Here is a 23,004-nt window from a genome sequence, read left to right on the forward strand (position 1 = left end):
CGTCGTCCTCCGGGACTGGCGGGACCTATTTCTCCCTGCCGGAGGCTTCCCGCGGCTCTCACGATGGCGGTCGTCATCGACTACCAGAATGTCCACGTTACAGCCGCAGGACTGTTCCTACCCGCACGCCCGCCCGAGGAGGCACTGATCGATCCCCATCGGTTCAGCTGCCAGCTCGCCCGCGCACGCAACACTGCGACCATTGAAGTACTCCTGGGAGTACATCAATGGCGAGAAAAACCGGTGCGACTCTCCCGGCGCGAGAAAAGAGTAAACGTTATGTGCTCCCCGACCCTGGTGGATCTGGCTCGCTGCGGACTTCACGACATCATCGTCCCGGCTTCTCGCGACACCGACCCGGCGCCCGCTTTTGACCATGCCGCCAGAACAGGCCACGCCAAGATCGAGGCGGCCAAGTGGTACCACCCGAATAAGCCCAGCACCCGCGGCAGAATCAAGACCGAACGCAGGCTGTGGACGACCTCAATGACACAGGAGCACTTCAGCGCCAGCCCAGACCTGCGAGATGACACCTGACCATCAACCCGACCCCGTCACTGGCCGATCACCTCACGTCGAGATCCATTCCTCGAGCCGCCGAGCGAAATGATAAGAGCCTTTAGAAGGTCAAGTTCACGGTTTTCCCTCTAACTCGGCGCCCCCATGCTCTGGTGCGCTGCCGAGACGAACCTACAGCATCCCTCGCGCTCGAGGCGCACAAGAAGATCCTCCAGCGTCCACCGAGGCCCCTTACGGCCCATTCTCGATGCCACCTCCTCAAGCGCATCGCGGACTGGCATAGGATATAGATCTAGAAGGTCCAGGAGGAACTCATCCGGAGACTGGGAAAATAAGTCGCCCGGGAGTCGAGCAGTAACGAAATCTTTGAGATTGAAGGTCACGATGACGTCCGCCCGACCGACAAGCTCCGCTGCAACGACATGCCGGTCATTCGCGTCCCGAATATTCGGGACGCATGGCAGAGCGCTCTCCCACCCGCGCACTCGCGCATCGGGGAGAGCACCATTCATCTGCCTGCGGAGCCGCGTCACGTAGCCGCAAGACTCATCACGGTCTCGGCCACGATCCTCGTGCAGGTGGAGAATCGTCCGTCCGTCATCCTTCCGAACGCACGCCGGCGAGTATCTCGCGCACCCGAGTAGGCTCGTCGTCGTAGGCGCCCATCGCCTGGGCATCCGCGACCATGTCCGACAGCGCCTCGCTCGCTGTGCGCCGCTGACGATTCCGGAACTGGAGCACATCGGCGAGATGGAGTCGCCGGTGCCGACGGATCTTCTCGAAGGGGATCTCGCCGGCATCCAGCATCCTCACCAGCGTCGACCGCGAGATGCCGAGCATGTCGGCCGCCTCCTGCGTCGTCAGCCGAGTGCTCTGCGGCGCGACCGTCACGGCCAGCCCCTGCTGCATCGCCCGTGCGACACGAACGAGGACATCCGCCACGTCCGGGCTCACCTCGACCTTCTCTCCGTCGACCATCAGACGCAGGCACGCCCTGCCGATGGGGCGCGCGAGGATCATAGGACTCACCCGGGCGGAAGGTTGTCCAGATCTGCCACAAAGGAACCGCGAGGCGGAATCGACTGTGAAAAAAGCCCGGAATACCAACGATTCTCCTCGTACACCCCGACAGAATCCGGACCTTTGTGGCAGATCTGGACACTCCGGCACCGGGACGGGACGCTCCGCGACGCCCCAGGGCGGCCCCACCCGGGAGAACGGCAACGCACACCGACCCTGCGAAGGCCTACTCCACGAACGGGCTCTCCTGGGCCGCAGCGAAGGCGCGGGCAGGCGCAGGTGGACAGGGCGCTCGCTCCGAAGCGGCCACCCGGCCCGGCCCCGCCTCTGGCCGGCCATCCCCGGCGAGCCCGGTTCACCGAATCCGCCGGCCATGCCCAGAGCGCGACCCGGCCGATCATCCCGCGCCGAGGCCGGCACTACGCGCCCCGGCGCCGGACCGCCCGGCGGCCCGGCGCCCTCCTCCAGGTCCGCCGTGCTCGTCACGACAGGACCGCCCGGCCGCCCGGCGACGTCGGACTCAGGTCGTCGAGGCCCGATAGATGCTGTCGATCGAGGCGGCCAGGGCGGCGTCGAACTCCTCCCGGGTCTGACCCGCGTCGAGGCCCTCGAGAAGAGCGCGGGAGAAGCTGGCGATGAGACCGTGGTTGCGCGCCAGCCTCCGGTCGGCCTCCTCACGGCTGTACCCGCCGGAAAGCGCGGCGATGCGCGCCACGCGGGGGTGGCGCATGAGCCCGGAGTAGAAGTCCGTCACCGAGGGGATCGTCAGCTTGAGGATGACGTCGCGGCCGGGGCGGAGGTCGTCGAGGTGCGCGGTCAGGGACGACAGGAGCAGCAGCTCGATGCCGGTCTTGTCCGAGGCGTGAATGTCCACCTCGGGCTCGATGATGGGGGTGAGTCCGGCGTCGAGGATCCGGTCCGCGATCTCGAACTGCTGGTCGACGACGGCACGCACGCCGGCGGTGTCCGCGTGGAGGATGACGGAGCGCATCTTCGTGCCGAAGACGTGGGCGCCCGCCGCCTTGGCGAGGGTGGCATCCAGGTCGGGGATCGGCTTCATGAGGCGGGCGCCATGGGCCTCGGCCTCAAGGCCCTTGTCCACCTTGAGGAAGGGGACGACGCCCTTGACGTCCCACAGGTAGTCGGCCGTGGGACGGCCCTCGACGGTCGAGTCGAGGGTGCGCTCGAAGAGGATCGCGGCGAGGATCCTCTCCGAGGTGAAGGCGGGACTGGTCATGACGCGGGTGCGCATGGCGTGGACGAGGTCGAACATCTCCTCGTCGGTGCTCCAGGCCTCGGGGCCGATGCCGTAGGCCTCGAGGGCGCGCGGGGTGGAGCCCCCGGACTGGTCGAGGGCGGCGATGAAGCCGGCTCCGTCACGCATCCTGTTCATCTGCTCGGACATGGTGGCCTCCTGAGCGGTGCGCGGCCGCAGTATCTCCGCGGAGTGATCGTGACCGCCACTTCAAGTGTATGTGGCGCGCCTCTCAGACAACAGGGGGTGACGGGCCCCGGAGTGCGAGGCGAGGTCGCCTGAAGGACCTCGCGGATGCCTCCTCCCTCGCCTTCGATGAGCCGAGCGCCGGAGGTGCGAAGGTTCTTGCACATGTCGTACAGGACGGGGCTGACGGCGCTCTTGCCGCCGGGGCGCCCGAGCTGCCGCTCCGAGACGCCCCGCAATTCTCCAGGGCTGGTCACGACCAGCTTGTCCTCGACGATCCCGATCTCCACACGCTTGGACTCGGCGATGGCATCGAGATTCCTGTGCACCAGGGCGTGAGTCCGCTCCTCGGCCCCCTCGAACTCGACGGTCGAGAAGGTGCGGGTCACAGGCGGCGCCACAGCCTCCCGAGCCTGACCGGCAACCCCCTGCTCGAGCACGGCGACATCCTCGAGCCGACGGGAGCGAAGCCCTACCGTCACTCGCACTGACCGACTGCCAGTGTCAGTGACACACTAGCGGAGCACGATGTCACTGATGGCGCCGCTGCTCCCGTCACTGACAGCAAGACCGGTGCTCCCGGTGCCGCTCCCGCTGTCACTCACGCCTCGGCCGAGCCCGCCCCTCAGCCGGCGAACGCCAGCGGCTCCATGCCGCGCACGCCGACCTCGGCGGCGTACACGGACCCGGCCGCAGGCTCGACGTCGTCGGGCAGGTTCTCGCGCGAGGTCGTGATGAACAGCCACTCCAGGCCCTCCCCGCCGAAGGCGCAGGCGGTCACCTGCCGCACCGGCACCTCGACGGTCTCGGACAGCCTCCCCTCGGCGTCGTAGCCCCGCACGGCCCCGCCCCCGTTGAGGGCGACCCACACCCCGCCGTCGGCGTCCACGGTCAGGCCGTCCGGGTGACCGGCCCCCTCCTCGATCGTGACGAAGGGCCTCGGGTCCACCAGCCCCGCTTCGGCGTCGTAGTCGAGGACCGTGACGGTCAGCGTCGGGGTATCGACCCAGTAGGCGCGCGCGCCGTCCGGGCTGAAGCCCAGGCCGTTGCAGATCGTCGCCCCGCCCCAGGCCCGCTGCGGCTCGGCCCCCGGCCCGTCCCAGCGGTGGACGGAGGCGGCGCCCGGAGTCTTGTCGTAGGACATCGACCCGATCCAGAACCGGCCGTCCGGGTCGCAGCCGCCCTCGTTCGTGCGGACCGTCGGATCGTCCCAGAGGGCGACGACCTCCGCCAGGTCGCTCAGGTCCTCCGCCCGCCCCAGGGCGATGCCGCGCTCGGTGGCGACGACCGCTCCGCCACCCGTGCGCGGCCGGATCACCGAGGCCACCGGCGAGGGCACGGGCAGACGGCGATGGCCGCCCCCGGCCCCCTCGTCCAACTCGACGACGGCGCCGGCGAGCATGTCGACCAGGCGCAGGCGCCGGGTGGCCGGCCACCAGCAGGGGCCCTCCCCGTGGTAGGTGATGGAGTCCGTGACGCGCTCAGCCCTCATGGGACCACGGTACGCGCCGTCCGTCCGGTGCCGCCGCCCGCCGTCGGGAGCGGACATTCCTGCACGAGGCCGGCTTTTCGTCGCGAGTCCGACGACGCCGTCGTCCGACTCGCGCCGAAAAGCCCGACTCGACGGGGCCGGGCCGGCCAGGGCGCCTCGACCGCTCCCGGACCCGGCGTCCCGCGGTCAGAAGGCCGGGAGGACCGAGCCGTCGGTCCAGGTCTGCTCGATGTAGGTCCGCAGCTCCCCGGAGTTCATGAGCTCGGCGAGCTTCTTCAGGTGCTCGTCGTCCTTGTCCTTGGTGCGCACGACGAGCTCGTTGGCGTACGGGGAGTCCGCGCCGCCCTGTTCGAGGATGAGCGCGTCCCGGCTCGGCCTGAGATCGGCCTCGAGGGCGTAGTTGCCGTTGATGACCGCTGCGTCGGCGTCCTGCATGGAGCGGGCGACCTGGGCGCCCTCCAGGGTGGAGAAGGTGAGGTTCTTCGGGTTGGAGGTGATGTCGGCGTCCGTCGGCAGCTCGACCGTCTCGTCGAGCGTGATGAGCCCGGCCTGGGCGAGCAGCTTGAAGCCGCGGGCCGTGTTCGCCGGGTCGTTGTTGAGAAGGATGCTCCCGCCCGCGGGGATGTCCTCGACCCTGCCGACCGTGGAGGAGTACAGGCCCAGGGGCTCGACGTGGACGTCGGCGATGGAGACGAAGTCGTACCCCTTCTCGTCGATCTGCTGCTTGAGGAAGTTGGGCGTCTGGAAGTAGTTCGCCGCCAGGGAGCCGTCGTTCAAGGACGAGTTCGGCGTCTGGTAGTCGTTGATCTCCTTGATGTCCAGGCTCAGTCCGGCGTCGGCCGCCAGGTTGTCCTGGACCCACCGGAGAATGGTGGCGTGGGGCTGCGGGGTGGCGCCGATGGCGATGGTGGCGACGCCGTTCTTCACGTCGATGCCGCCGTTGGATCCGCAGGCCGCGAGTGCGAGGGAGGTGGCGGAGACGAGGCCGCCGACCAGGGCGGTGCGACGGGAGATCGGCGCGGAGGCGACGGAGGACAGGACGGGGGTCATGGTGGTTCCTTGCTCGTGGAGGGGCCGGGCCGGATGACGGGCCGACCGGGGTGACGTGAGGACTGCGGAGGACCGGCCGGTGCGCGGACGACCGGCCGGGCCGAGCGGGCCGCGTCGGGGCCGGCGCCGCGGCACGGCGCGCCGCGGGGCCCCGAGCGGGTGCTCCGGCTGGTCGTGGCTCAGCGGTGATCGACCAGCCGGCTGAGCATGTCGCCCACCACCTGGATGACGCCGACGATGACCGCGATGAGGACGACGGCGATGACCATGACGTCGCTCATGTTCCGGTTGTATCCGTACTGGATGGCGAAGTCGCCCAGCCCCCCGCCGCCGACCGTCCCGGCCATCGCCGAGTAGCCGAGCAGCGTGATGATCGTGACGGTCCCGGACTGGATGAGCGTGGGCAGCGCCTCCCGGACGAGGACGCCCCACGTGATCTGGGAGCCGGACGCCCCCATCATGAGGGCCGCCTCCACCTTGCCGTGGTCGACGTCGTTGATGGCGGTCTCCACCAGGCGGGCGTAGAAGGGGATGGCGCCGATCGTCAGCGGCACGCACGCGGCGGCCCACCCGACCGAGGTCCCCACGATGAGGCGGGTCACCGACGCGATGGCGACCATGAGGACGATGAAGGGCATCGAGCGGCCGATGTTGACGATCTGGGACAGGATCTCGTAGACCGCGCGGTTGCGGTGCTGGCCGCGCTTTCCGGTGGTGACCAGGGCGAGTCCGAGGAGCAGTCCGAAGCCGATGACGAGGACGCCGGAGACGAAGGTCATGGCGAAGGTCTCGGCCGTGGCGGGGCCGAGGTGGCTCTTGACGGCCGGGTTGGAGAACCAGGTGCCGTCACCGCTGCGAGCGGCGAGAGCGCCGGCCGACGGCGCGGGCCCGGCGACGGGCGAGGAGAGGAGAGCAGTCGTCACAGGGCTCACGGGCGCACCTCCGCGATGAGACCGGCGTCGTGCAGGGCCTCGACGATGGCCCGGGCACGATCGGCCGGGATGGTCAGGGCCAGCCGCCCGACCTGGGCGGTGCCCAGGGTCTCGAAGACTCCCCCGGCGACGTCCGCACCCTGCTCGGCGACCAGGGCGAGCACCTGGGCGGCGGCGGGCTCGCCCGGGTGCGCCGTCAGGGCGACATCGATCACGGCGTCAGCAGCGCCGTCGGGGCCGGAGCCGTGACCGTGAGCCCCGCCGGCGGTGCGCACGGCCGCGGGCACGTCCGGTGGCGGGACGAGCTCGCGGGAGAGCCGGGAATCGACGTCGGAGACGACGGCCTCGATGGGGCCGGACTGGACGATCCGACCGGCCTCCAGGAGGCTGACGGAGTCGCAGATCCGGCGAACGACGCTCATCTCGTGGGTGATGATGACGACGGTGACGCCCAGACGGTCGCGCACATCGCGAATGAGGTCGAGGATCGAGCGGGTCGTCTCGGGGTCGAGGGCGCTGGTGGGCTCGTCGCACAGGAGGACGGCGGGCTCGTCGGCCAGGGCCCGGGCGATGCCGACGCGCTGCTGCTGGCCACCGGAGAGCTGGGCGGGGTAGGACGAGCCGCGGTCCGCCAGGCCCACGAGCTCGAGCATCCGGGAGACCCTGCCGCGGCGCTGCCCCTTCTGCGCCCCGGCCAGGTCGAGGGGGTAGGCGATGTTCTGAGCGGCCGTGCGCTGCTCGAGGAGGTTGGCGTGCTGGAAGACCATGCCGATGGCGCGCCGGGCCTTGCGCAGCTCGGAGGCGCTGAGCGAGGTCACGTCCTGACCCGCGACGCGCACCTCGCCGTCGGTGGGCCTCTCGAGGGCGGTCAGGCAGCGCACGAGGGTGGACTTGCCCGCGCCGGAGGTGCCGACGACGCCGTGGATGGAGCCGGCGGGGATCTCAAGGGTGAGCCCGTCCAGGGCGCGCACGTCCGACCCGTCGCGCAGGTGGTAGATCTTGTGGACGTTCCGCAGCGAGATCATGGACTCATCCGCGCCGGGGGCGCCCACCGGGGCACCGGCCCGGGCCGAGTCGCTGGCGGGTGCGGGGTCTGCGGTCACTCGTTCCTCCATCGGTCCTGGCGGAAGCACCTGCACCGCTCATGCGGGGGTTGCTGCAACGTCGATGAGCCAGGTCTCTCGGCTGCTCTAGATGGTCGGGTGACACGTTATTCGGCGGCGACCGGGGACGCAAGTCCCAACACATGAAGGGAGGAACGTCACGCCCGGGCAGGAGCGCAATCGGCTTCGTCGAGATCGGTCCGGTTCCGGCTCGAGATCGGTCCGGTTCCGGCTCGAGATCGGTCCGGTTCCGGCTCGAGATCGGTCCGACGGAGCCGCGCCCGGCCGTCGGAGACACGAGTCGGGCATGTCTGCACGGGCCGGCATTCCGGCGCGAGTCCGACGACGCCGTCGTCCGACTCGAGCAAGGACGCCCGGCTCGACGCACTGCGTCGAGCCGCGCCACGAACTCACGAGGTGCTGCGGCCCTCGCGACGCCCGGGCGTCCCGGCTCTCACAGGGCGGGCGCCTCCTCCAGGACGTCGGCCTCCCGGCGGCGCCCGGGTCCCGGAGTCCCTCTCGCCTACTGTGGAGTGCATGAGACTCAGGCACGCCATCCTCGGACTGCTGTTCTACGCGCCGCAGAGCGGCTACGACCTCAGCCGCGCCTTCGCCAGCTCGGTCGTCCACTTCTGGCACGCCGACCAGTCCCAGATCTACCGCACTCTCGATCGCCTCGAGGCCGACGGCGCCATATCGACGCGAGTCATCCCCCAGAGCGGCCGGCCGGATCGCCGGGTGCACAGCCTGACGGAGTCGGGTCTCGCCGAGCTCGACGCCTGGCTGGCGAGCCCGCTCGAAACCCGCACGAGCAAGGACCCCGTGCTGGCGCGCGTCTTCTTCGCCGCTCGGCTGGGGCACGACGGAGCCGATGAGCTCCTGGCCGGGATGGAGGAGCAAGTCCGACGGGACCTGGAGGCCCTGGAGGCGATCGACGTCGACGCGGTGGATCTCGACACCACCCTCAAGGCCGCGACCCTTCGTTACGGGATCGACGGCGCGAAAGCCGAACTGAAGTGGATCGCGCGGACCAGGCGCGCCGTCGCCGCCGATGCCGTCGGGACACGGGCGAGAGTCGCCGAGACCGCCGAGACCACCGAGACGGCTGAGACGGCTGAGACGGCTGAGACGGCTGAGACGGCCACGACCGCCGACGCCGCCGGCGACAAGACCCGCTGAGGGCGATCACCACGCATCCATACTTGTAAAATCCAATATTCGTATTGTACAGTATGGATATGAGTCGCACCCCTCCTCCCAGCGGCATCGTCGCCGCGAGCCCCACGACCCGCCTCGCCGTATTCGTCGTCGTCGCCCTCGGCTCCGGCTGGATCGGACTCGTCGCCGACGACATCCTCGACATCCCCCACTCCATGGAGTCGCCGGCCGCCCTCATCTGGATCGCGACGCCCCTTCTGGCCGGTGCCGTCATGGCTCTGAGCGACCCGTCGCTGCGCCGCCTCTACGCCGCCTCATGGTTGCCGGGCAGACTGCGTGCCTACGGCGTGGCGCTCGCCGTCTTCCCGCTGTCCTTCGCCGTCGCCATCGCCGTCGGCTGGGCGGCGGGATGGCTCACCCCCTCCGGGCTGGGAGCGTTCGGGGGCGTGGTGGCCGCGAGCGCGGTGGCGACCGTGCTCAAGAACGTCGCCGAGGAGGGCGCCTGGCGCGGCTATCTGACACCCGCGCTCATTGGTCGAAGGCTGCCCGACCCCTGGATCTGGCTCGTCGTCGGAATGATCTGGGGCCTGTGGCACATCCCCTACTACCTGTGGTTCCTGGACGAGTCGCTCATCCGCTCGGTCTGGGACGTCCCGCCGATCGTCTACGCCCTCATCGCAATTGCCATCTCGATCTGCTGGGCCCCCTTGTTCACCGAGCTTCGGATCCTCAGTGGCAGCATCTGGCCGGGCCTCATCGCGCACTCGATCGCGAACCTCAGCCAGATCCCCCTCAGCATGGGCGGCCTGCCGATCACGCCGGGTCGGGACCTGCTGGTCTCCCCGCTGGTGGGCGTTATTCCGAATGCGATCGTCGCGGCCGCCGGCCTGGGTCTGTGGGCGCGGCGCACCGGCCGACTCCGCCGTCGGGCCCGATGAGCCGCCCGGCGCGGGCCCGGCGAAGACCCCCGGAGGAGCCCGCCGGACCCGCGCGGGCACGGCGGCCGGGGCGGGGCCCCGCCCCGGCCTTGCCGGAACTCGCCGAGCCCGCGCGGGCACGACTCGCAAGCGATCAGGAGAAGGCGCCGCCGGCCTGAGCCCGCCGGACCCGTGAGCACGACCGATCTCGACGCGGAACCCGACCGATCTCGGCGAAAGGGGTGGGCGACCTCAGTGGCCTCAGCGGCCTCACAGGCCCAGGGCGCTGCGCTCCTCGGGACCGACCCAGCCGCTGCGGGCCTCCAGCGCCCGGAACCACCGGGCCAGCGCCGGCCAGAAGGCGATCGACGGCGCCTCCCCGCCCGGGTAGCGCTGACGGCCGCCGTACTCGTAGGCCTGCACGGTCGTGAACAGGCGGATGTCGCTGCCGGTGGGCGCGGCCCCGCACAGGAACTGCTCCACGGAGACGACGGCGGACAGCGGCGGGAGGTCCTGCACCGTGAGCGCCGCCTCGCGGGAGGCCTCCATGCGGGTGGCGCGGGCCAGGAGGGTGTCGATGACGTCGAGGGCGATGAGCACCGTGTTGGCGGCCCCGGTCCTCCTCTCCTCGTTCTCGCCGTGGGTGGCGACCCCGTGGGGGCCGTTGACGTGCTCGGCGAGCCAGGCGTCCCAGGCGTCGGTCGAGTTGCGGCGGTTGATCGGGTAGAGATCGGGGGCTCCCCTGCGCTGGAGATTCCGCCAGGCGGTGGCCAGGTCGAAGAGCATGTCGCCGGAGTCGTCGGAGACGACCCGACCACTGGTCGTGTCGACCAGGGCGGGGACCGTCGGCGGCGGCGTGTAGCCCGGCGTCGTCGCGTAGACCTCGGCCAGGGAACTCGCCCCGAGCACCGGGTCCGCACCGGGCTCGCCGTCGGCGCCGGTCAGCTCCCAGTAGCCGTCCTCGCCGCGGCCGTAGGTCCAGGACACGGGAATGGGCTCGACCAGGCCCAGCAGTCGCCGGGCGATGAGCACACGGCGGCACCACGGGCAGCCTCCGGAGGCGATGAGTCGGTAGCGACCGGCCTCGACGGGCAGATCGTCGTCGGCGAAGCGGTGCGAGATGGCGATGGGCATGGAGTGCCTCCCGGCAGGTGGAGATGAGCGTCGCAGAGTCTCAGGCCAATGGTGGCCCCCGCACCCGGAACGCGCCGCCCCATTCCCCCTCAGGCGAACCGGGCCCGGCGCCTCAAGGCCCCACGGCTCAGGCCCCGGCGCCTCAAACTCCCGCGGCCCAAGCCCCGCCGTTTCAGGCCCCGGCGAGTCCTGGCCCCGACGCGTTCCGGCCCGGCGCCTCAAGGCCCCACGGCTCAGGCCCTGCCGAGGGCCTCCTCCAGAGTGGCGACTCGCGTCAGGGCGGGGTGCCCCTCCCAGCGCGGGTGGGCCAGCAGCCGGCGCACGCGGGCGATGTCCTCGCGCGCCGCCCCGGTCTCGCCCATCTCGGCGTGGATGAGGGCCATGAGGGTCAGCGGGTGGGAGGCGGTACCGCGATCCCCGGTCTCCTCGTAGCGGAGGAAGGCCTTCTCGCAGTGCTCGAGCGCCTCGACGCGCTCACCGGTGCGCCACAGGATCCACGCCATGTCGTCGTGCCAGTCGCCCAGTTCGAGATCCTTGGAGTACTCGGGCGAATCGGGCACCGTCTCGACAAGGCCCCGTGCGCGCGACATCAGAGCGCGGGCCTCGTCGGGGCGGACCGGCGCCGCCAGGACAGCGGGCTCGGCGACGGCGGCGCGAGCGGCTCGCCGCAGGTACTTCGCGCAGCGGACCCTTCCGGCGTCGTCCCCGGTATCGACCAGCTCGGCGGCGCGCTCGAACAGACGCGAGGCTCTCGTGCTCTCCTCGAGCCTCTCGCAGGCGGAGGCGGCTCGCAGGAGATACTCCGCGCCCCGCTCCGTCTCGCCGCGCTTCAAGGCGGACTCGGCCACGATCAGGCAGTTGTCGCGAACGCCCTCCTCCTCGCTCAGTCGTTCCAGGACGGACACGAGGGTACGGCGCAACTCCTCGGCGAGGACCCGGGGCGCATCGGCGCTCAGCGCGGTCTCCAGCACCTCGGCCGCCTCCAACGGCCGTCCCGACGCGCTCAGGGAGGCGGCCAGGGTCCCGAAGAATGGTCCGGCGAGCGAGTCCAGGCCCACCGACAGATGGATGTCGAGCAGCTCGCGGGACCGGGACACCGCAGTCTCGGTCTCGCCGAGAGTCATCGAGGCCCGCACCAGGATCCTGCGGGCCGCTTCCGCCAGGACGACCGGGCACGGGTCGTAGCGCCTGAGCACCGAGTCGGCGAGCGCACGCGCGCCGCGGACATCGTCGCGCGCCATCAGCGTCTCGGCCTCCAGGAGGATCAGCTGATCGTCCAGGGTCCCGTCGCGAGGGTCGAGCAGATCGCTCACGTGCGGAGCGATCAGCCGGGCGAGCTCAAGGAACTCGGCGCCCCCGCGATGGTCGCCGCGGCCCGACAGGAACCGCACCAGCGCGGTGGCCGACCGGTAGGCATCGACGAGCTCCGCCCGGTGATCCGCGGGCTCGTCCAGGAGACGCTCGGCCAGGGGCGTCAGCCGCTCCGCGAGCTCCTCGGCGCGAGCGAGCTCATCGGCACGGGTCCGGTCGGTGGACCGGTCGTGAAGGTCACGGGCACTGCTGTCGACCTGAAGGGCCTGCAGGTCCAGCTCGATGAGCCGCAGCGGATGGGCGACGCCGTCGAGGCGGGTGCGCAGGCGGGCGAGCTCGTCGGCCGCCCGCTCGTAGTCCCAACCGCGGTCGGCGATGGCGCAGCGCAGCGAGCAGGCCGCGCGCACGAGCCCGGGGGCGACCTGATCGGGATCCGGCACCAGTCCCCGCCTCATGGCCTGGCCGATGAGGAAGGCGTGCTCCAGTGTCTGCCCGGGGCGGAGGAGCTCGGCCTCCAGGCGGCGCAGGAGGTCATCGGCGTCGCCGACGGCGGGTGGAGTGCGCAGGTCGACGGGCGAGTAGGGCCCGGTCGGGAGCGGCGCGGCCTCGACGGCGGTCTCGCCAGCGGCAGCGGGCGCGCTCGCGGAGGGGGCGGGCGCGCCCGCGGTGGCATCGGCACCAGCCGGGGCAGCGGCGCCGGCGGAGGTCCCGGCACCGGCACTGGCATCGGTGGGGGCGGGTGCGCTCACGGGAGTGCCGGCGGACCGAACCTTCTGGACCTCCTCGGTCGACGCCTCGGGCTCCTCGACTCGTCGGGAGACCGCGCGCGCGTGACGCCCGACGACCTCCTCGGCACTGATGAAAGGAGCGCGTGCGAGCCCGACATCCAGGCGAGCCGAGACGGCCGTGTTGCCATTGCGGGCGTCGTATCGGGCGGCGATGCTGCGCACCCAGCCCTCGATCAGCACGCGGACGGCGTGCAGCGGCATATCGGGATCGATCTCGGGCCCCGGGAACCAGGCGGTGGCCGACGGGATGTCGGCATCCAGCGGCTCGTCTCCGCGTCCATCGCGCTCGGACTCGCGCAGCGCGAGAACGGCGCCGGCCAGGAGATCCATGAGCACCCGGGCCGACTGGGCCTCATCGATGCGCCCGGCATACGCGCGCATGAGCCTCAGGCTGCGGGCCCCGCGCCCGGACAGGGCGAGGTACTCCAGGTGCTTGCCAAGGTAGCCCATGACGTTGGGCCTGTCGCGCAGCATTCGATAGGAGCGCGCATGGACGTTCCACGCCTCGTGCGAGCGGCCCGAGGCGAGCAGTGGGAGGAGGGCCTCGCTCTGGACGGCGTAGAGCCGGTCGTCGTCCTCCCGTTCGCCGAGCACCGGCTCCGCCGCGGCCACGGCGGTCTCCCAGTCCTCATGAATGCTCGCCCACTCGATCACGGGCAGGGGGTCGTGGTCCTCCCGGCCGGCGTCGCGCGCCGTCGAGCGCCAGGCGGCGAGTTCCCCGGCGGCCTCCTCCTCCAGGCCGAGCATGATGGCGGCGTGGAGGAGACCGCCGTGGGTGGCGTGCGTGGAACCGCCCAGGAGGCGGGAGAACCTCTTCAGACCCGCTTCGAGCTCCCCCAGCTGGGCGATGCTGACGGCCGGGTTGTCGGCGGCCACCGGCACCACCCGCTCGTAGGTCCGACCCAGCCGCGCCAGACGATCGGCGTCGAAGAGCTCGGGATGCTCGTCGAGGCGCGCCAGCAGCCAGACGAAGGGCGTCAGGGCCTTCCACTCCTCGTTGCCCCGGTGGCGGGCCTCGGCGAGGGCCAGGCGCGCGTCGATCGCCAACTGGTCGTCCCGCAGCGCGTCGGCCAGGGCCACGGCCTCGGCGACGAGGCCGGTGCGGGTCGGGCCCCACGGATGGTCGGAGGCGAGGTCCAGGCGTCCCACGACGTCGTCACGGCTGGTCACTGCGGAGCTCCTCCTGAGCGGGCGGCGTCCAAGGGCCGCGGGATCGGGGCGACGTCGTCCGGGGCGGCGCGCGTCGCGCCCCGCTGCTCACCGGTCGCGGTCGATGGTCTACCCATGGCTCACGACCCCGCCGAGCTCCTCGAAGTTGGAGACGATGGCCTGCAGGCTCATGTCCAGGATGGTGGCGAGCTGGTCGTCGTTGAGGCCCTCGGCGACGGGGACCGCGACCTCGGCGGCGACCTGCCGGCCGTCCTCGTCGACGAAGGTGCTCAGCGTGGGAATCGGCTGGGACCGGTTGAGGGTGTTGAGCAGGTCGCGCAGGGTGGCGGTGACCTCCGCGTCCTGGGGCAGGTTCAACCAGTAGCGCGCGTAGATCGCCAGGAGGTTGCCGTCCACGATCGCGACGACGTAGGAGTACTCGTCGAAGCCGGAGACGATCGCGCTGTCGCCCTCCCTGCGGTCGTAGGTGAAGTCGTTGCCATCGAACCAGGCCGCGACGCGGTCGATCGTGACCGGGGGCGTCCGATCGCCCGCGGGCTCGTTCCACCAGGCCATATCAGTCCCCCTCCGTCCGAGTGACGAGGTCCGAGAGGTCCTCCGCCGCCGTCTCGTAGAAGCTGAGCAGCGTCGTGAGGGCGGAGTCCAGGAAACCCCGGAGCTGGGCGTCGCTCATGCCCTCGCCGGTGAAGGCGACCATGTCCGCCTGGAGGCAGACGGCGTCGTCGTAGGCGCCCACCACGACCCGCGGCGCGTACATGGTGCTGTTGTGCTTGTCGATGTAGTCCATCAGGGCGGGATCGACGACGTCGAACTCGCTGTTCCAGGTACTGCCCACGACGAGGAACTCCGAGGCGGAGTCCACGATGAGGATCTCGCAGTTCTCCAGGTCGACGAGAATGCCGCCGTCCTCCGCGATCTCGTAGTCGAGCCGCTCGGCCCTGAGCCACGCCTCCACTCGGGGAATCGTGACCCTCGGTTGTGCGCTCATCGCGTCTCCTTCGCGTCGGGCTCGTGATCGCCTCGTAACCTCTGCGTGAAGTCTGCAACCCGGGGGCGCCGCAGTCCACTCCGACCGAGCCGACCAGGGGGTGAGCGGGATGGAACGCGAGGGGCGACCGGGGCGGCGACGCATCACCGGCAGAGGCGCCCCCGTCGCCGTCGGGCACCGGGCGGCCACCGGCGTCCTGCGCGGTCCGAACTGGTTCAGAGCACCTCGCAGGCGCCGCAGCCGGGGCACCGGGCGGCCGCCGGCATCCCCTGCGCCGGGGTCGATCGAGCTCGCCACACTCATAGGACGCACGCAGAGCATCGGCGTCCCCTGCGCCGGGGTCGATTCGGTTCCGCGGCGAGATCGGCTTACGGCGATGGCCCGCGGGGCCGGACATCGCCGACTCGCGAGTCCCGCGCCGGCCCGTGCTCTGCGCGCGGCGCCCTGCCGCGCGGTCGTACGCGGAGGCGCGCGGTCGTACGCGGAGGCGCGCGGTCGTACCTTAGAGCCCCTCCAAGGTACGACCTGGCGAGAGAGGGTACGACCGCGCGCATTCGGGTACGACCTCATGGAATACGGTACGACCGCACGGGGCTCCCGTGGGCTCGGGTGGAGCCGAGCCGGAGCTTCGTCTACTTCCACGGCGAGACTCCCGCGCGAGTCTCCCGCGGGCGCGGGCCCGGGCGGCTGAATGGGCGTTCCTCGCCCTGTCGGCTCGCATGTCTCCCGCGGGCGCGGGCGCGAGTGCCGGTGCGGACACCGCTTCGGCGGCGGCGTGATCGCAGACTCGACCATGTCCACCCGCGCCCGCCCCTACAGGCTCCTGCAGGCCGAGGAAGCGGGCATGCGGGAAGTGAGTTCAGTGGGGCCCGGCTACAGCCCCCTGCAGGCCGAGGAAGCGGGCGACCGTCTCATCGCCCGGGTCCGCCCACAGCGCCTCGGGCGCATCAAGACGCAGAAGGCGCCCGGCGTCCATGACGCCGACCCGGTCGGCCACCACCCGCGCCTCCCCGTGGTCGTGGGTGACGTACAGGGCGGTCGTCCCCTGTCCGGCCAGGATCTCCCGCAGGTCGACGGCGAGCTGCTCGCGCAGTGCCCTGTCGAGCGCGCTCAGGGGCTCGTCGAGCAGCAGCAGCCGCGGCCGGGGGGCCAGCGACCGCGCCAGCGCCACGCGCTGCGCCTGCCCGCCCGACAGAGTCGCGATGTCCCGCGGGCCGTAGCCCGGCAGACCGACGAGCTCCAGCATCTCCTCGACACGGGGCCGCCGCTCGCGGCGCGGCAGACCGGTCAGGCCGTAGGCGACGTTGCCGGCGACGTCGCGGAAGGGGAAGAGCTGGCCGTCCTGGAGCATGAGGCCGAAGCCGCGCCTGTGGACCGGCACGCGCACCACGTCCCGCCCGTCCCACATGACCGTCCCGCCCGCCAGGTCCTCCAACCCGGCGACGGCGCGCAGCAGCGAGGACTTCCCGCACCCCGAGGGCCCCAGAAGGGCGACTGTCTCGCCACGGGACACGTCGAGATCGACGCCGTCGACGGCCGTGACGCGGGCGGCGCCGCGCGTCCCCCGGTAGACGACCCGCAGGCCGCGCAGGCTCAGGCCGGCCGACGCCGGCTCACCACCGCGAGCGCCGGCCGCGCCGGCGGGCCCCGCAGCAGCCGCGCTGTCCCGGCACGACCCGCCTCCTCCACCCGGTCCGCCGGCGGCTGCTCCCGGCTCTCCGAGGACTGCGCCGGACCCGCCCCCGTCGTGCGGTTCGCCGGCAGTGCCATCGATGTCGCCGGTGTCATCACTCATGGGTTCCCTCCCGGTTGCGAGCGCTGCGCGGATGGACGGTCTGGAGCCACTCGCAGGTCAGCATGATCGCGGCGGTCCCCAGCGCCAGGACGACGCCCGTCGCCAGCCCCATGCCCTGGTTCTGGGCGCCGGGCGAGCCGATGAGCCGGTAGAGGACCACCGGCAGGGTGTCGGTGCGGGGCCGCACCAGGAACGACGTCGCCCCGAACTCCCCCAGGCTCGTGGCCAGGGCGAAGCCCGCCGCCAGTCCTCCGGCGCGCAGCAGGTGCGGCCCGTCGACGGTGGCCAGGACCCGGCCCGGTCCCGCGCCGAGGGCCGCGGCGGCCTCGCGCTGACGCGGGTCGACGGCTCGCAGCGCCGGCAGGAGGGTGCGCACCACCAGGGGGACCGCGACGATGGCCTGCGCCACCGGCAGGATCCACCAGCTGCGGGTCAGCGCCAACGGCGGACGGGCGAGCGTGATGAGGAATCCGAAGCCGACCGTCACCGCGCTCACGCCCAGCGGCAGCATGAAGACGGCGTCGAGCAGTCCCGCCGCGCGGGCCAGCAGGCGGCTGCGGGGGCTGCGCGAGACCGCCAGGCTCACGGCCGCGCCCACGGCCAGGGCGATGAGGGTGGCCACCGCCGCCACGCGCAGCGAGTTCGCGCCCGCCTCCCACACGGTGACCGTCAGGGCGCTGCGACCGTCGGCGGCGGAGCGGGGCGACCGGGGCGCCAGTGCCGACAGATCCGTGTAGTTCGCCGTCGTCCACTGCCCCGCGCGCCGCAGGGAGCGCACGACCAGGACGACGACCGGTCCGACGAGCAGACCGCCCACGACCGTCAGCGTCAGGATCAGGGCGGGCAGGTCGCCGCGGCGCAGTCGGAGCGCCGGCACGTCCAGGCGCAGCGCCAGGCGCGCCTGCCAGGCGCGACGGGTCCGCTCGACCGCCCACAGGGCGATGGCGATGACGACCAGCTGGAGGACGGACAGGACCGCCGCTGCCCGCAGGTCGAGGTACTGGGCGGTCTGGACGTAGATCTCGGTCTCGATGGTGCCCACGCCCGGCCCTCCCAGGACCAGGACGACGCCGTAGGCGGTGGCGCACAGCAGGAAGGCGATCGAGGCGGACGAGGCGATGGCGGGCGCCAGGCTGGGCAGGGTGACGGTGCGCCAGGCCCGCCAGGGCGAGGCCCCCAGCGCCCGGGCCGCCTCGACGGCGCGCGGATCCAGGCGCGACCACATGGTGCCCACGGTGCGCACCACCAGGCCGTAGTTGAAGAAGACCATGGCGGCGACGACCGCCGTCGTCGTCCCGTCCAGGCCGGTGGCGCCCAGGGGGCCGCCGGTGGTGAGCAGGGCGTGGAAGGCGACGCCGACGACGACGCCGGGCAGCACGAAGGGGACGATGACCAGCGCGCGCAGCAGGTCGCGACCGGGGAAGACCCGCCGGTAGAGCACGGCCGCCCCGGGCACGCCCAGCACGACGCACACCGCGGTGGCGGCGGTGGCCTGGACGAGGGTGGCGCGGATGATCCGCCAGGTGCGGGGGCGCCCCAGGACCTCGGCGAAGCCCCCGAGGTCGAGGCGGCCGTCGGGGGCCAGTCCGCGGGCGACGAGCGTCGCCACCGGGAGAGCGAAGAAGACGGCGAGGACGATCAGCGGCAGCCCGACGGCGAGGGCCCAGGCGGCGCGCTCCCCCGCGCTCGCCCGCGGTCCCCTCGCGGCCCGCGGCCCCCTCGCCGAGATCGGTCCGGTTCCGCACCGAGATCGGTTCAGTTCCGGCTCGAGATCGGTCCGGTTCCGCACCGAGATCGGTTCGGGGAACGTTTCGGGCCGACGGCGCGGCGCCCCCGGGCGGGCGGCGCCCCCCGGTCCGCCGCGTCCACCGACGAGCTGGGTGCGCGGCGCCCCCGGGCGGGCGGCGCCCTCGCCGGGCTGTGAGCGCGGAGTGCTCCCCAGAGTGGGGCCGGACCGATCTCGGCGCGGACCGCCGGACCGCGCACGCGGGGCGTTCACGCGCCGACGGCCTCCGTCCAGGTGGCCAGCCAGGCCTCGCGGTGAGCCGCGATGTCGTCGGCGAGGACGACGACCGGATCATCGCTGGTGGCGCCGAACCTTCTCAGCTCCTCGCTCAGCGTGGCCTCGGGGTTGACCGGGTACATGTACATGGTCTCGGGGATGGAGCTCTGGACATCGGCAGACAGCATCCACGTCAGGAAGGCCCGGGCGCCGTCGGGGTTGGCGGCCCCGGCCAGGACCCCGGCGTACTCGACCTGCCGGGTGGCCGTGGACAGGAGGGCGGCGGTGGTGGAGGCCGAGCCGTTCTCGGTGAGGGTCGCGGCGGGAGAGGAGGAGTAGGACACGACGATCGGGTGGGCGCCGCCCTCCCCTCCGCCGGAGAAGTCGGTGTAGTAGGCGTCGGACCAGCCCTCATCGATTCGCATGCCGTTGGCCGCGAGCCGCTTCCAGTAGTCGGCGAAGCCGCCGGCCTCCCCCGTGCCGAAGTGCCCGACGGTGGCCAGCAGGAAGGCCAGTCCGGTGGAGGAGGTCGAGGGGTTGATGGCGACGAACAGATCCTTGTAGTCGGCCCCGGTCAGGTCCTCGAAGGCGGCGGGCGGGGTGACGCCGTGCTCCGCGAACCAGGCGGTGTCGATGTTGACGCAGACCTCGCCGAAATCGATGGGGGTCAGCGCGGGAGTGTCGTCGATGACGTACTGGTCGGCGCCCTCGGGCAGATCGACGGCGGCGGAGGTGTCGATGACGCCCTCGTCCAGGATGCGGGAGGCGAAGGTGTTGTCCACGCCGACGAAGGCGTCGCCCAGCGGCGCGTCCTTGGTCAGGACGAGCTTGTTCGTCAGCTCCCCGCTCTTCCCGGAGGCGACCAGCTCCAGGGCGTAGCCGGTGTCCGCCCGGAAGGCGTCGATGAGCTCGTCAGGAACGGAGAAGGAGTCGTGGGTGACGACGGTGACCGTCCCTCCGCCAGCCGGGCCCGAGCCGCCGGAGCCCTTGGAGCCGCAAGCGGCGAGCGCGACGCCGACGGCGGTGGCCGCGCCTCCGGCCAGCAGGGCGCGGCGGGACGGCCGGGCACGACGGGACGTCCGGGCGAGGCGGAGTGGCGCGCCCGGTCCTCCTCCCCAGTGCTCCCGGCCGAGGGACGGCCGCACGCGACGGGACGGCGAGCCGGGGGTTGTGCAGGCAGTCGCACCGGGGGCGCGGCGCGAGGCCGGCGAGGCTGGAGAAGCCGGTAAGACCGGCGAGGCGGGCAAGGCCGATGAGGCCGATGAAACGCGGTCGGCGGTGGTCATGGTGTCCTCCTGGATGGGTACCGGGAGGGCCCGAGCGCGGTGGCCGGTGACTGGTGGCCGCGCGCCCGGGGAGATTCTGCTCGACTTCCTTCGCCGGTGCTGACCGGAGCAGGTTCGAGGGTCTGCGGTCGCCCGCACTCTCAGCGCCGTGGCCGCCGGGGCGGAGCGGCTGGGCCCCGGACCGACGACGGGGCGCTCCCCTGTCGTAGTGGGACGAGTCTAGACGATCGGCGCCCGGGCGGGGGCGGGAGGCCGGTTCTGCGCAAGAGCGCGTACGTCGTCCACGAATCGATTCCACGACGGGGACGACGGGCGCGCAGGCTTGTCCGGCTCCTTGCCGGCGATGATGCGTCGTGCGACGAGATCCGCGATCGCGGGCGAGTCGGACTTGATGTACTTCTTCTTCCCCCGAGTGTGTTTATCCGTCAGCGAGATCAGAAGAGCGGCCGGGTCGCCGTGGCTCTCAACCGTTCTTGTCGGGACTCTGAGACCGCGCCATGCAACAGGATTCAACGCCCGAATGGAGTCCGGGAAGAGCAACCACCACGCCTCGGTCATCTGAACCGGGACGACGGCGCAGACGCGCCATGGCCGGGGAGTGGGGCCCTTCTTTTTCTTCCTCCTGCCTGTCGAGAACTCGGAATCGTGCGCAGTTTTCATCTTATCCAACTGGTTTTGAAGGTCTTTCCGACGCTGCTCACCATCTCTTCCGTCGGCATCCTGGTGGACGAGGACGGCGTGGACCGGCCGAGAAACCTCCTGAGCCGCAACCGCACGTCCGATGTCATCCATCCAGCTGCGCACCGACTCGCTCGAAGCCCCTCTGGTCAGCGAAGGCGGATCTTTGATGACTTTGATGTCATACGAGTCATTCACCCCCGGAGCCAAGGCGGGAATGAGCGCCTTGATCGCTTGCGCGTCATAGCTATTCCTGCCCGCCTTCCCCCGACCGCCTTCGCCGAAGACAAGAATGACAGGGCACTTCCTAGCCAACGCTCGGCACTCCGTCGAGGACTCCGGAGTACCAGAGCTCCCCCAGACCCCGACCGCTCGTCTCCTGGCTATCCGCGAGCCGGTCGGCCGTGAGCACGGGGATCACGGACTCGCCGGTCTCAGGATCCCGGTCACACAGGATGAGCTCCTCGGACTCGAGCCGGTTGACGAGGGTCGGCGAGTGCGACGCCGCGATGATCTGGGTCCGCCCGGACGCCTCCCGCATCCGGTCCGCAAGAACGTCCAGGGCATAGGGGTGCAGGCCGTGGTCGACCTCCTCGATGACGGTGAGAGCCGGGGGGTCCGGGTCGTGGAGGGCGGTGAGGAGCGCGAGCATGCGCACGGTGCCGAAGGAGGCGTCGGCGAGCTCGATCGGCCTGCGCAATCCGTTCTCATGGAGCTCCGCGACAACCACGTGGGCGTCCCCTCCACGAGTCTCGAAGCCGATGGAGTCAAGGCCCGGCAGGCACAGCCTCAGATCACGAACGAGTGTCCTGAAGGCGTCCGGGGCGGCGTCGTGGATCTGCTGAAGCGCGGCGGACAGGTTCGCCGCCCCCGGAGCGAGGCGCCTCTGATCAAAGCGGCTGGGCCGGCGCGCGGCGGGGACGTCGGGATCGAGATAGCGGATCGAGGAGAGGAAGGAGACGAACCGGCTGGGGCCGTCGCCGAGCCAGTCCGCATTGATCAGGGCGAAGGTCCCCAGGCCGGAGGATGCGGCATCGGTCAGCGTCAGAGAGCTCCTCTTATTGCTCCTGCTCCCCTGCACCTTCACCGCATCCACGCCCTCGAGGGCGAAGCCGAGCCGTCGCCCACGACCAGCGGTGCGCTTGTACTGGAAGTCCTCCGTCCGCCGAATACCGGCGTCGTCCTGGTCGAGGGTGAGGATGTACTCGTCCGGCGCCCCGGGGGAGGCGTTCTCCGTGACCTCGGCCTCGATCGTGAGCTCGATCGGGCCGGCGTCGCCGGTGGCCCGGTGCAACTGCTCGTATCCGCCGTGCCGATCGACGGCGGTGGGGATGTCCGTGCGGGCGGTGTCCCTCACCAGTTGAAGGACGGAGAGCAGATTGGACTTGCCGGAGCCGTTGGGACCGGCCAGAACGGAGAAGGGCCCGAACTCGACGTCGACGTCGACGAAGGATCGGTAGTTCTTCGCCCGGATCGAGCGCAGAGGCGTCGGCTTCCCAGTGGCCATGGTCATACACTACCGGGCGCACCTGAGATTCCATGAGATCTGGCGGGGCCGCGAGACCGGCTTTTCGGTGCGAGGCGAGCATTCCTGCGCGAGTCCGACGACGCCGTCGCCCGACTCGCGCCGAAAAGTCAGCCTCGTGCGGACATGCCCGACTCGTGGACTCGGCAGCCGGGCCCGCCCCGCGCATACCCGCGCTCCCCCGCTCCCCACGGGGCCCGCCCCGCGCACCGCCCGCGGACACCGGCGCCGCGCCGTCGGCCGCCGTGGCGTCGGGCGCCGCGCCGGCAAGTAAGGCATGATCGACGCTGAAGCGCCCCAGCAGTGCCGCAGTCCCGCGGGGCGCGCCGTCGTCGGCGCACGAATCGGAGGAACGGAGCCACCATGACCGATAGCAAGCAGAACGACTTGACCTGGACGGCCGCCTCGGCCCTGATCCTGCTGGCCTCCGGCATCGTCGCGGAACGGGTCGTCGCCGTCGGGTGGAAGGCCGTCACCGGGAGGCCCGCCCCTCAGGACGAGAGCCAGACGCTGAACTACCAGCTCGGCGAGGTCGTCGTCTTCGCGATCGTCTCGGGGGCGGTCATGTCCCTCACGCGACAGCTCACCCTGCGTCAGGCCGCCAGGTGGCGCGACAGGCGCGGGCCGAACCGGTTGACCCGCGGGCGCTCCGGGTCCCTGGAGGCCTGAGAGCCGGGGGCGGAATCCGGGGTCCG

The 23,004-nt window shown here is 71.5% G+C and carries 21 protein-coding genes and 1 riboswitch; of the genes, 4 read left to right on the forward strand and 17 right to left on the reverse strand.

Translation table 11 applies throughout. The features are described from left to right. Window positions 1–63: 63 nt before the first annotated feature. Window positions 64–537, forward strand: a complete 474-nt coding sequence (locus G448_RS17565) for a hypothetical protein (protein ID WP_084436524.1) — start codon at window positions 64–66, stop codon at window positions 535–537. Between the two features lie 110 nt (window positions 538–647). Here the strand turns inward: G448_RS17565 and G448_RS19315 are convergent, their stop codons facing one another. The 8 genes from G448_RS19315 to G448_RS15760 form a co-directional block, all read right to left on the reverse strand. After that, the gene (locus G448_RS19315) at window positions 648–1,196 is read right to left on the reverse strand and encodes a VapC50 family PIN domain-containing toxin (protein WP_483756934.1); all 549 of its coding nucleotides are present in this window, start codon (window positions 1,194–1,196) and stop codon (window positions 648–650) included. Next, window positions 1,117–1,539 (reverse strand): helix-turn-helix domain-containing protein, encoded by a 423-nt coding sequence (locus G448_RS15755; RefSeq protein WP_084436526.1) that lies wholly within the window; start codon window positions 1,537–1,539, stop codon window positions 1,117–1,119. The genes G448_RS19315 and G448_RS15755 overlap by 80 nt, the downstream gene beginning before the upstream one ends. A 520-nt stretch (window positions 1,540–2,059) precedes the next feature. Then, window positions 2,060–2,944 (reverse strand): fructose bisphosphate aldolase, encoded by an 885-nt coding sequence (locus G448_RS0108235; RefSeq protein ID WP_026407604.1) that lies wholly within the window; start codon window positions 2,942–2,944, stop codon window positions 2,060–2,062. After that, window positions 2,929–3,420 carry an ATP-binding protein gene (locus G448_RS0108240; RefSeq protein WP_026407605.1) on the reverse strand — a complete coding sequence of 164 codons (492 nt, stop codon included), beginning with the start codon at window positions 3,418–3,420 and terminating at the stop codon, window positions 2,929–2,931. Before G448_RS0108240 ends, G448_RS0108235 begins: the two co-directional genes overlap by 16 nt. Before the next feature lie 185 nt (window positions 3,421–3,605). Further along, on the reverse strand, window positions 3,606–4,472 hold the full coding sequence (locus G448_RS0108245) for an SMP-30/gluconolactonase/LRE family protein (RefSeq protein ID WP_026407606.1): 867 nt from the start codon (window positions 4,470–4,472) through the stop codon (window positions 3,606–3,608). Window positions 4,473–4,658: 186 nt separating this feature from the next. Further along, window positions 4,659–5,522 (reverse strand): MetQ/NlpA family ABC transporter substrate-binding protein, encoded by an 864-nt coding sequence (locus tag G448_RS0108250; RefSeq protein ID WP_051268766.1) that lies wholly within the window; start codon window positions 5,520–5,522, stop codon window positions 4,659–4,661. Between the two features lie 179 nt (window positions 5,523–5,701). Then, the gene (locus G448_RS0108255; protein WP_026407608.1) at window positions 5,702–6,454 is read right to left on the reverse strand and encodes a methionine ABC transporter permease; all 753 of its coding nucleotides are present in this window, start codon (window positions 6,452–6,454) and stop codon (window positions 5,702–5,704) included. After that, window positions 6,451–7,569 carry a methionine ABC transporter ATP-binding protein gene (locus G448_RS15760; protein WP_051268767.1) on the reverse strand — a complete coding sequence of 373 codons (1,119 nt, stop codon included), beginning with the start codon at window positions 7,567–7,569 and terminating at the stop codon, window positions 6,451–6,453. Before G448_RS15760 ends, G448_RS0108255 begins: the two co-directional genes overlap by 4 nt. Continuing rightward, window positions 7,563–7,655, reverse strand: a riboswitch (SAM riboswitch). It overlaps the preceding gene by 7 nt. Before the next feature lie 439 nt (window positions 7,656–8,094). Here G448_RS15760 and G448_RS15765 point away from each other — a divergent pair. Both G448_RS15765 and G448_RS0108270 read left to right on the forward strand, forming a co-directional pair. Next, complete coding sequence (locus tag G448_RS15765) at window positions 8,095–8,736, forward strand: PadR family transcriptional regulator (RefSeq protein WP_084436530.1); 642 nt, start codon at window positions 8,095–8,097, stop codon at window positions 8,734–8,736. A 59-nt stretch (window positions 8,737–8,795) separates the two neighbouring features. Beyond that, window positions 8,796–9,653: a CPBP family intramembrane glutamic endopeptidase gene (locus G448_RS0108270; RefSeq protein ID WP_245572255.1), complete on the forward strand. Its 858-nt coding sequence runs from the start codon at window positions 8,796–8,798 to the stop codon at window positions 9,651–9,653. 249 nt (window positions 9,654–9,902) lie between these two features. Here the strand turns inward: G448_RS0108270 and G448_RS0108275 are convergent, their stop codons facing one another. The 9 genes from G448_RS0108275 to G448_RS0108310 form a co-directional block, all read right to left on the reverse strand. After that, entirely contained in the window at window positions 9,903–10,766 is an 864-nt protein-coding gene (locus G448_RS0108275) for a glutathione S-transferase family protein (RefSeq protein WP_026407610.1), read from the reverse strand. Window positions 10,767–10,999: 233 nt separating this feature from the next. Further along, window positions 11,000–14,035, reverse strand: a complete 3,036-nt coding sequence (locus G448_RS0108280) for a hypothetical protein (protein ID WP_026407611.1) — start codon at window positions 14,033–14,035, stop codon at window positions 11,000–11,002. 108 nt (window positions 14,036–14,143) lie between these two features. Then, complete coding sequence (locus G448_RS0108285; protein WP_026407612.1) at window positions 14,144–14,590, reverse strand: YbjN domain-containing protein; 447 nt, start codon at window positions 14,588–14,590, stop codon at window positions 14,144–14,146. Between the two features lies 1 nt (window position 14,591). Beyond that, window positions 14,592–15,023, reverse strand: coding sequence for a YbjN domain-containing protein (locus tag G448_RS0108290; protein WP_026407613.1), 432 nt, complete (start codon window positions 15,021–15,023; stop codon window positions 14,592–14,594). Window positions 15,024–15,882: 859 nt separating this feature from the next. Next, window positions 15,883–16,818, reverse strand: coding sequence for an ABC transporter ATP-binding protein (locus G448_RS15770; protein ID WP_156910973.1), 936 nt, complete (start codon window positions 16,816–16,818; stop codon window positions 15,883–15,885). Then, a complete protein-coding gene (locus tag G448_RS15775) occupies window positions 16,811–18,427 on the reverse strand; it encodes an ABC transporter permease (protein ID WP_245572256.1) in 1,617 nt (538 codons plus the stop codon). The genes G448_RS15770 and G448_RS15775 overlap by 8 nt, the downstream gene beginning before the upstream one ends. A gap of 386 nt (window positions 18,428–18,813) precedes the next feature. After that, window positions 18,814–19,866, reverse strand: a complete 1,053-nt coding sequence (locus G448_RS0108305; protein ID WP_026407614.1) for a thiamine ABC transporter substrate-binding protein — start codon at window positions 19,864–19,866, stop codon at window positions 18,814–18,816. A 459-nt stretch (window positions 19,867–20,325) separates the two neighbouring features. Then, window positions 20,326–20,982 (reverse strand): hypothetical protein, encoded by a 657-nt coding sequence (locus tag G448_RS18110; protein ID WP_156910974.1) that lies wholly within the window; start codon window positions 20,980–20,982, stop codon window positions 20,326–20,328. 109 nt (window positions 20,983–21,091) lie between these two features. After that, complete coding sequence (locus G448_RS0108310) at window positions 21,092–22,291, reverse strand: AAA family ATPase (RefSeq protein WP_026407615.1); 1,200 nt, start codon at window positions 22,289–22,291, stop codon at window positions 21,092–21,094. Between the two features lie 381 nt (window positions 22,292–22,672). Here G448_RS0108310 and G448_RS0108315 point away from each other — a divergent pair, with 381 nt between their 5' ends. Further along, window positions 22,673–22,978 carry a DUF4235 domain-containing protein gene (locus G448_RS0108315; protein ID WP_026407616.1) on the forward strand — a complete coding sequence of 102 codons (306 nt, stop codon included), beginning with the start codon at window positions 22,673–22,675 and terminating at the stop codon, window positions 22,976–22,978. The last annotated feature ends 26 nt before the right edge of the window (window positions 22,979–23,004 follow it).

The sequence above is a fragment of the Actinomyces gerencseriae DSM 6844 genome (assembly GCF_000429265.1).
GTDB classification, from domain to species: Bacteria; Actinomycetota; Actinomycetes; order Actinomycetales; family Actinomycetaceae; genus Actinomyces; species Actinomyces gerencseriae.

Coding starts and splice junctions, on each gene's coding strand:
- G448_RS17565 (WP_084436524.1), top strand. CDS start 64: ATGGCGGTCGTCATCGACTACCAGAATGTCCACGTTACAGCCGCAGGA.
- G448_RS19315 (WP_483756934.1), bottom strand. CDS start 1,196: ATGCCCAGGCGATGGGCGCCTACGACGACGAGCCTACTCGGGTGCGCG.
- G448_RS15755 (WP_084436526.1), bottom strand. CDS start 1,539: ATGATCCTCGCGCGCCCCATCGGCAGGGCGTGCCTGCGTCTGATGGTC.
- G448_RS0108235 (WP_026407604.1), bottom strand. CDS start 2,944: ATGTCCGAGCAGATGAACAGGATGCGTGACGGAGCCGGCTTCATCGCC.
- G448_RS0108245 (WP_026407606.1), bottom strand. CDS start 4,472: ATGAGGGCTGAGCGCGTCACGGACTCCATCACCTACCACGGGGAGGGC.
- G448_RS0108250 (WP_051268766.1), bottom strand. CDS start 5,522: ATGACCCCCGTCCTGTCCTCCGTCGCCTCCGCGCCGATCTCCCGTCGC.
- G448_RS15760 (WP_051268767.1), bottom strand. CDS start 7,569: ATGGAGGAACGAGTGACCGCAGACCCCGCACCCGCCAGCGACTCGGCC.
- G448_RS15765 (WP_084436530.1), top strand. CDS start 8,095: ATGAGACTCAGGCACGCCATCCTCGGACTGCTGTTCTACGCGCCGCAG.
- G448_RS0108270 (WP_245572255.1), top strand. CDS start 8,796: ATGAGTCGCACCCCTCCTCCCAGCGGCATCGTCGCCGCGAGCCCCACG.
- G448_RS0108275 (WP_026407610.1), bottom strand. CDS start 10,766: ATGCCCATCGCCATCTCGCACCGCTTCGCCGACGACGATCTGCCCGTC.
- G448_RS0108285 (WP_026407612.1), bottom strand. CDS start 14,590: ATGGCCTGGTGGAACGAGCCCGCGGGCGATCGGACGCCCCCGGTCACG.
- G448_RS0108290 (WP_026407613.1), bottom strand. CDS start 15,023: ATGAGCGCACAACCGAGGGTCACGATTCCCCGAGTGGAGGCGTGGCTC.
- G448_RS15770 (WP_156910973.1), bottom strand. CDS start 16,818: ATGAGTGATGACACCGGCGACATCGATGGCACTGCCGGCGAACCGCAC.
- G448_RS0108310 (WP_026407615.1), bottom strand. CDS start 22,291: ATGGCCACTGGGAAGCCGACGCCTCTGCGCTCGATCCGGGCGAAGAAC.
- G448_RS0108315 (WP_026407616.1), top strand. CDS start 22,673: ATGACCGATAGCAAGCAGAACGACTTGACCTGGACGGCCGCCTCGGCC.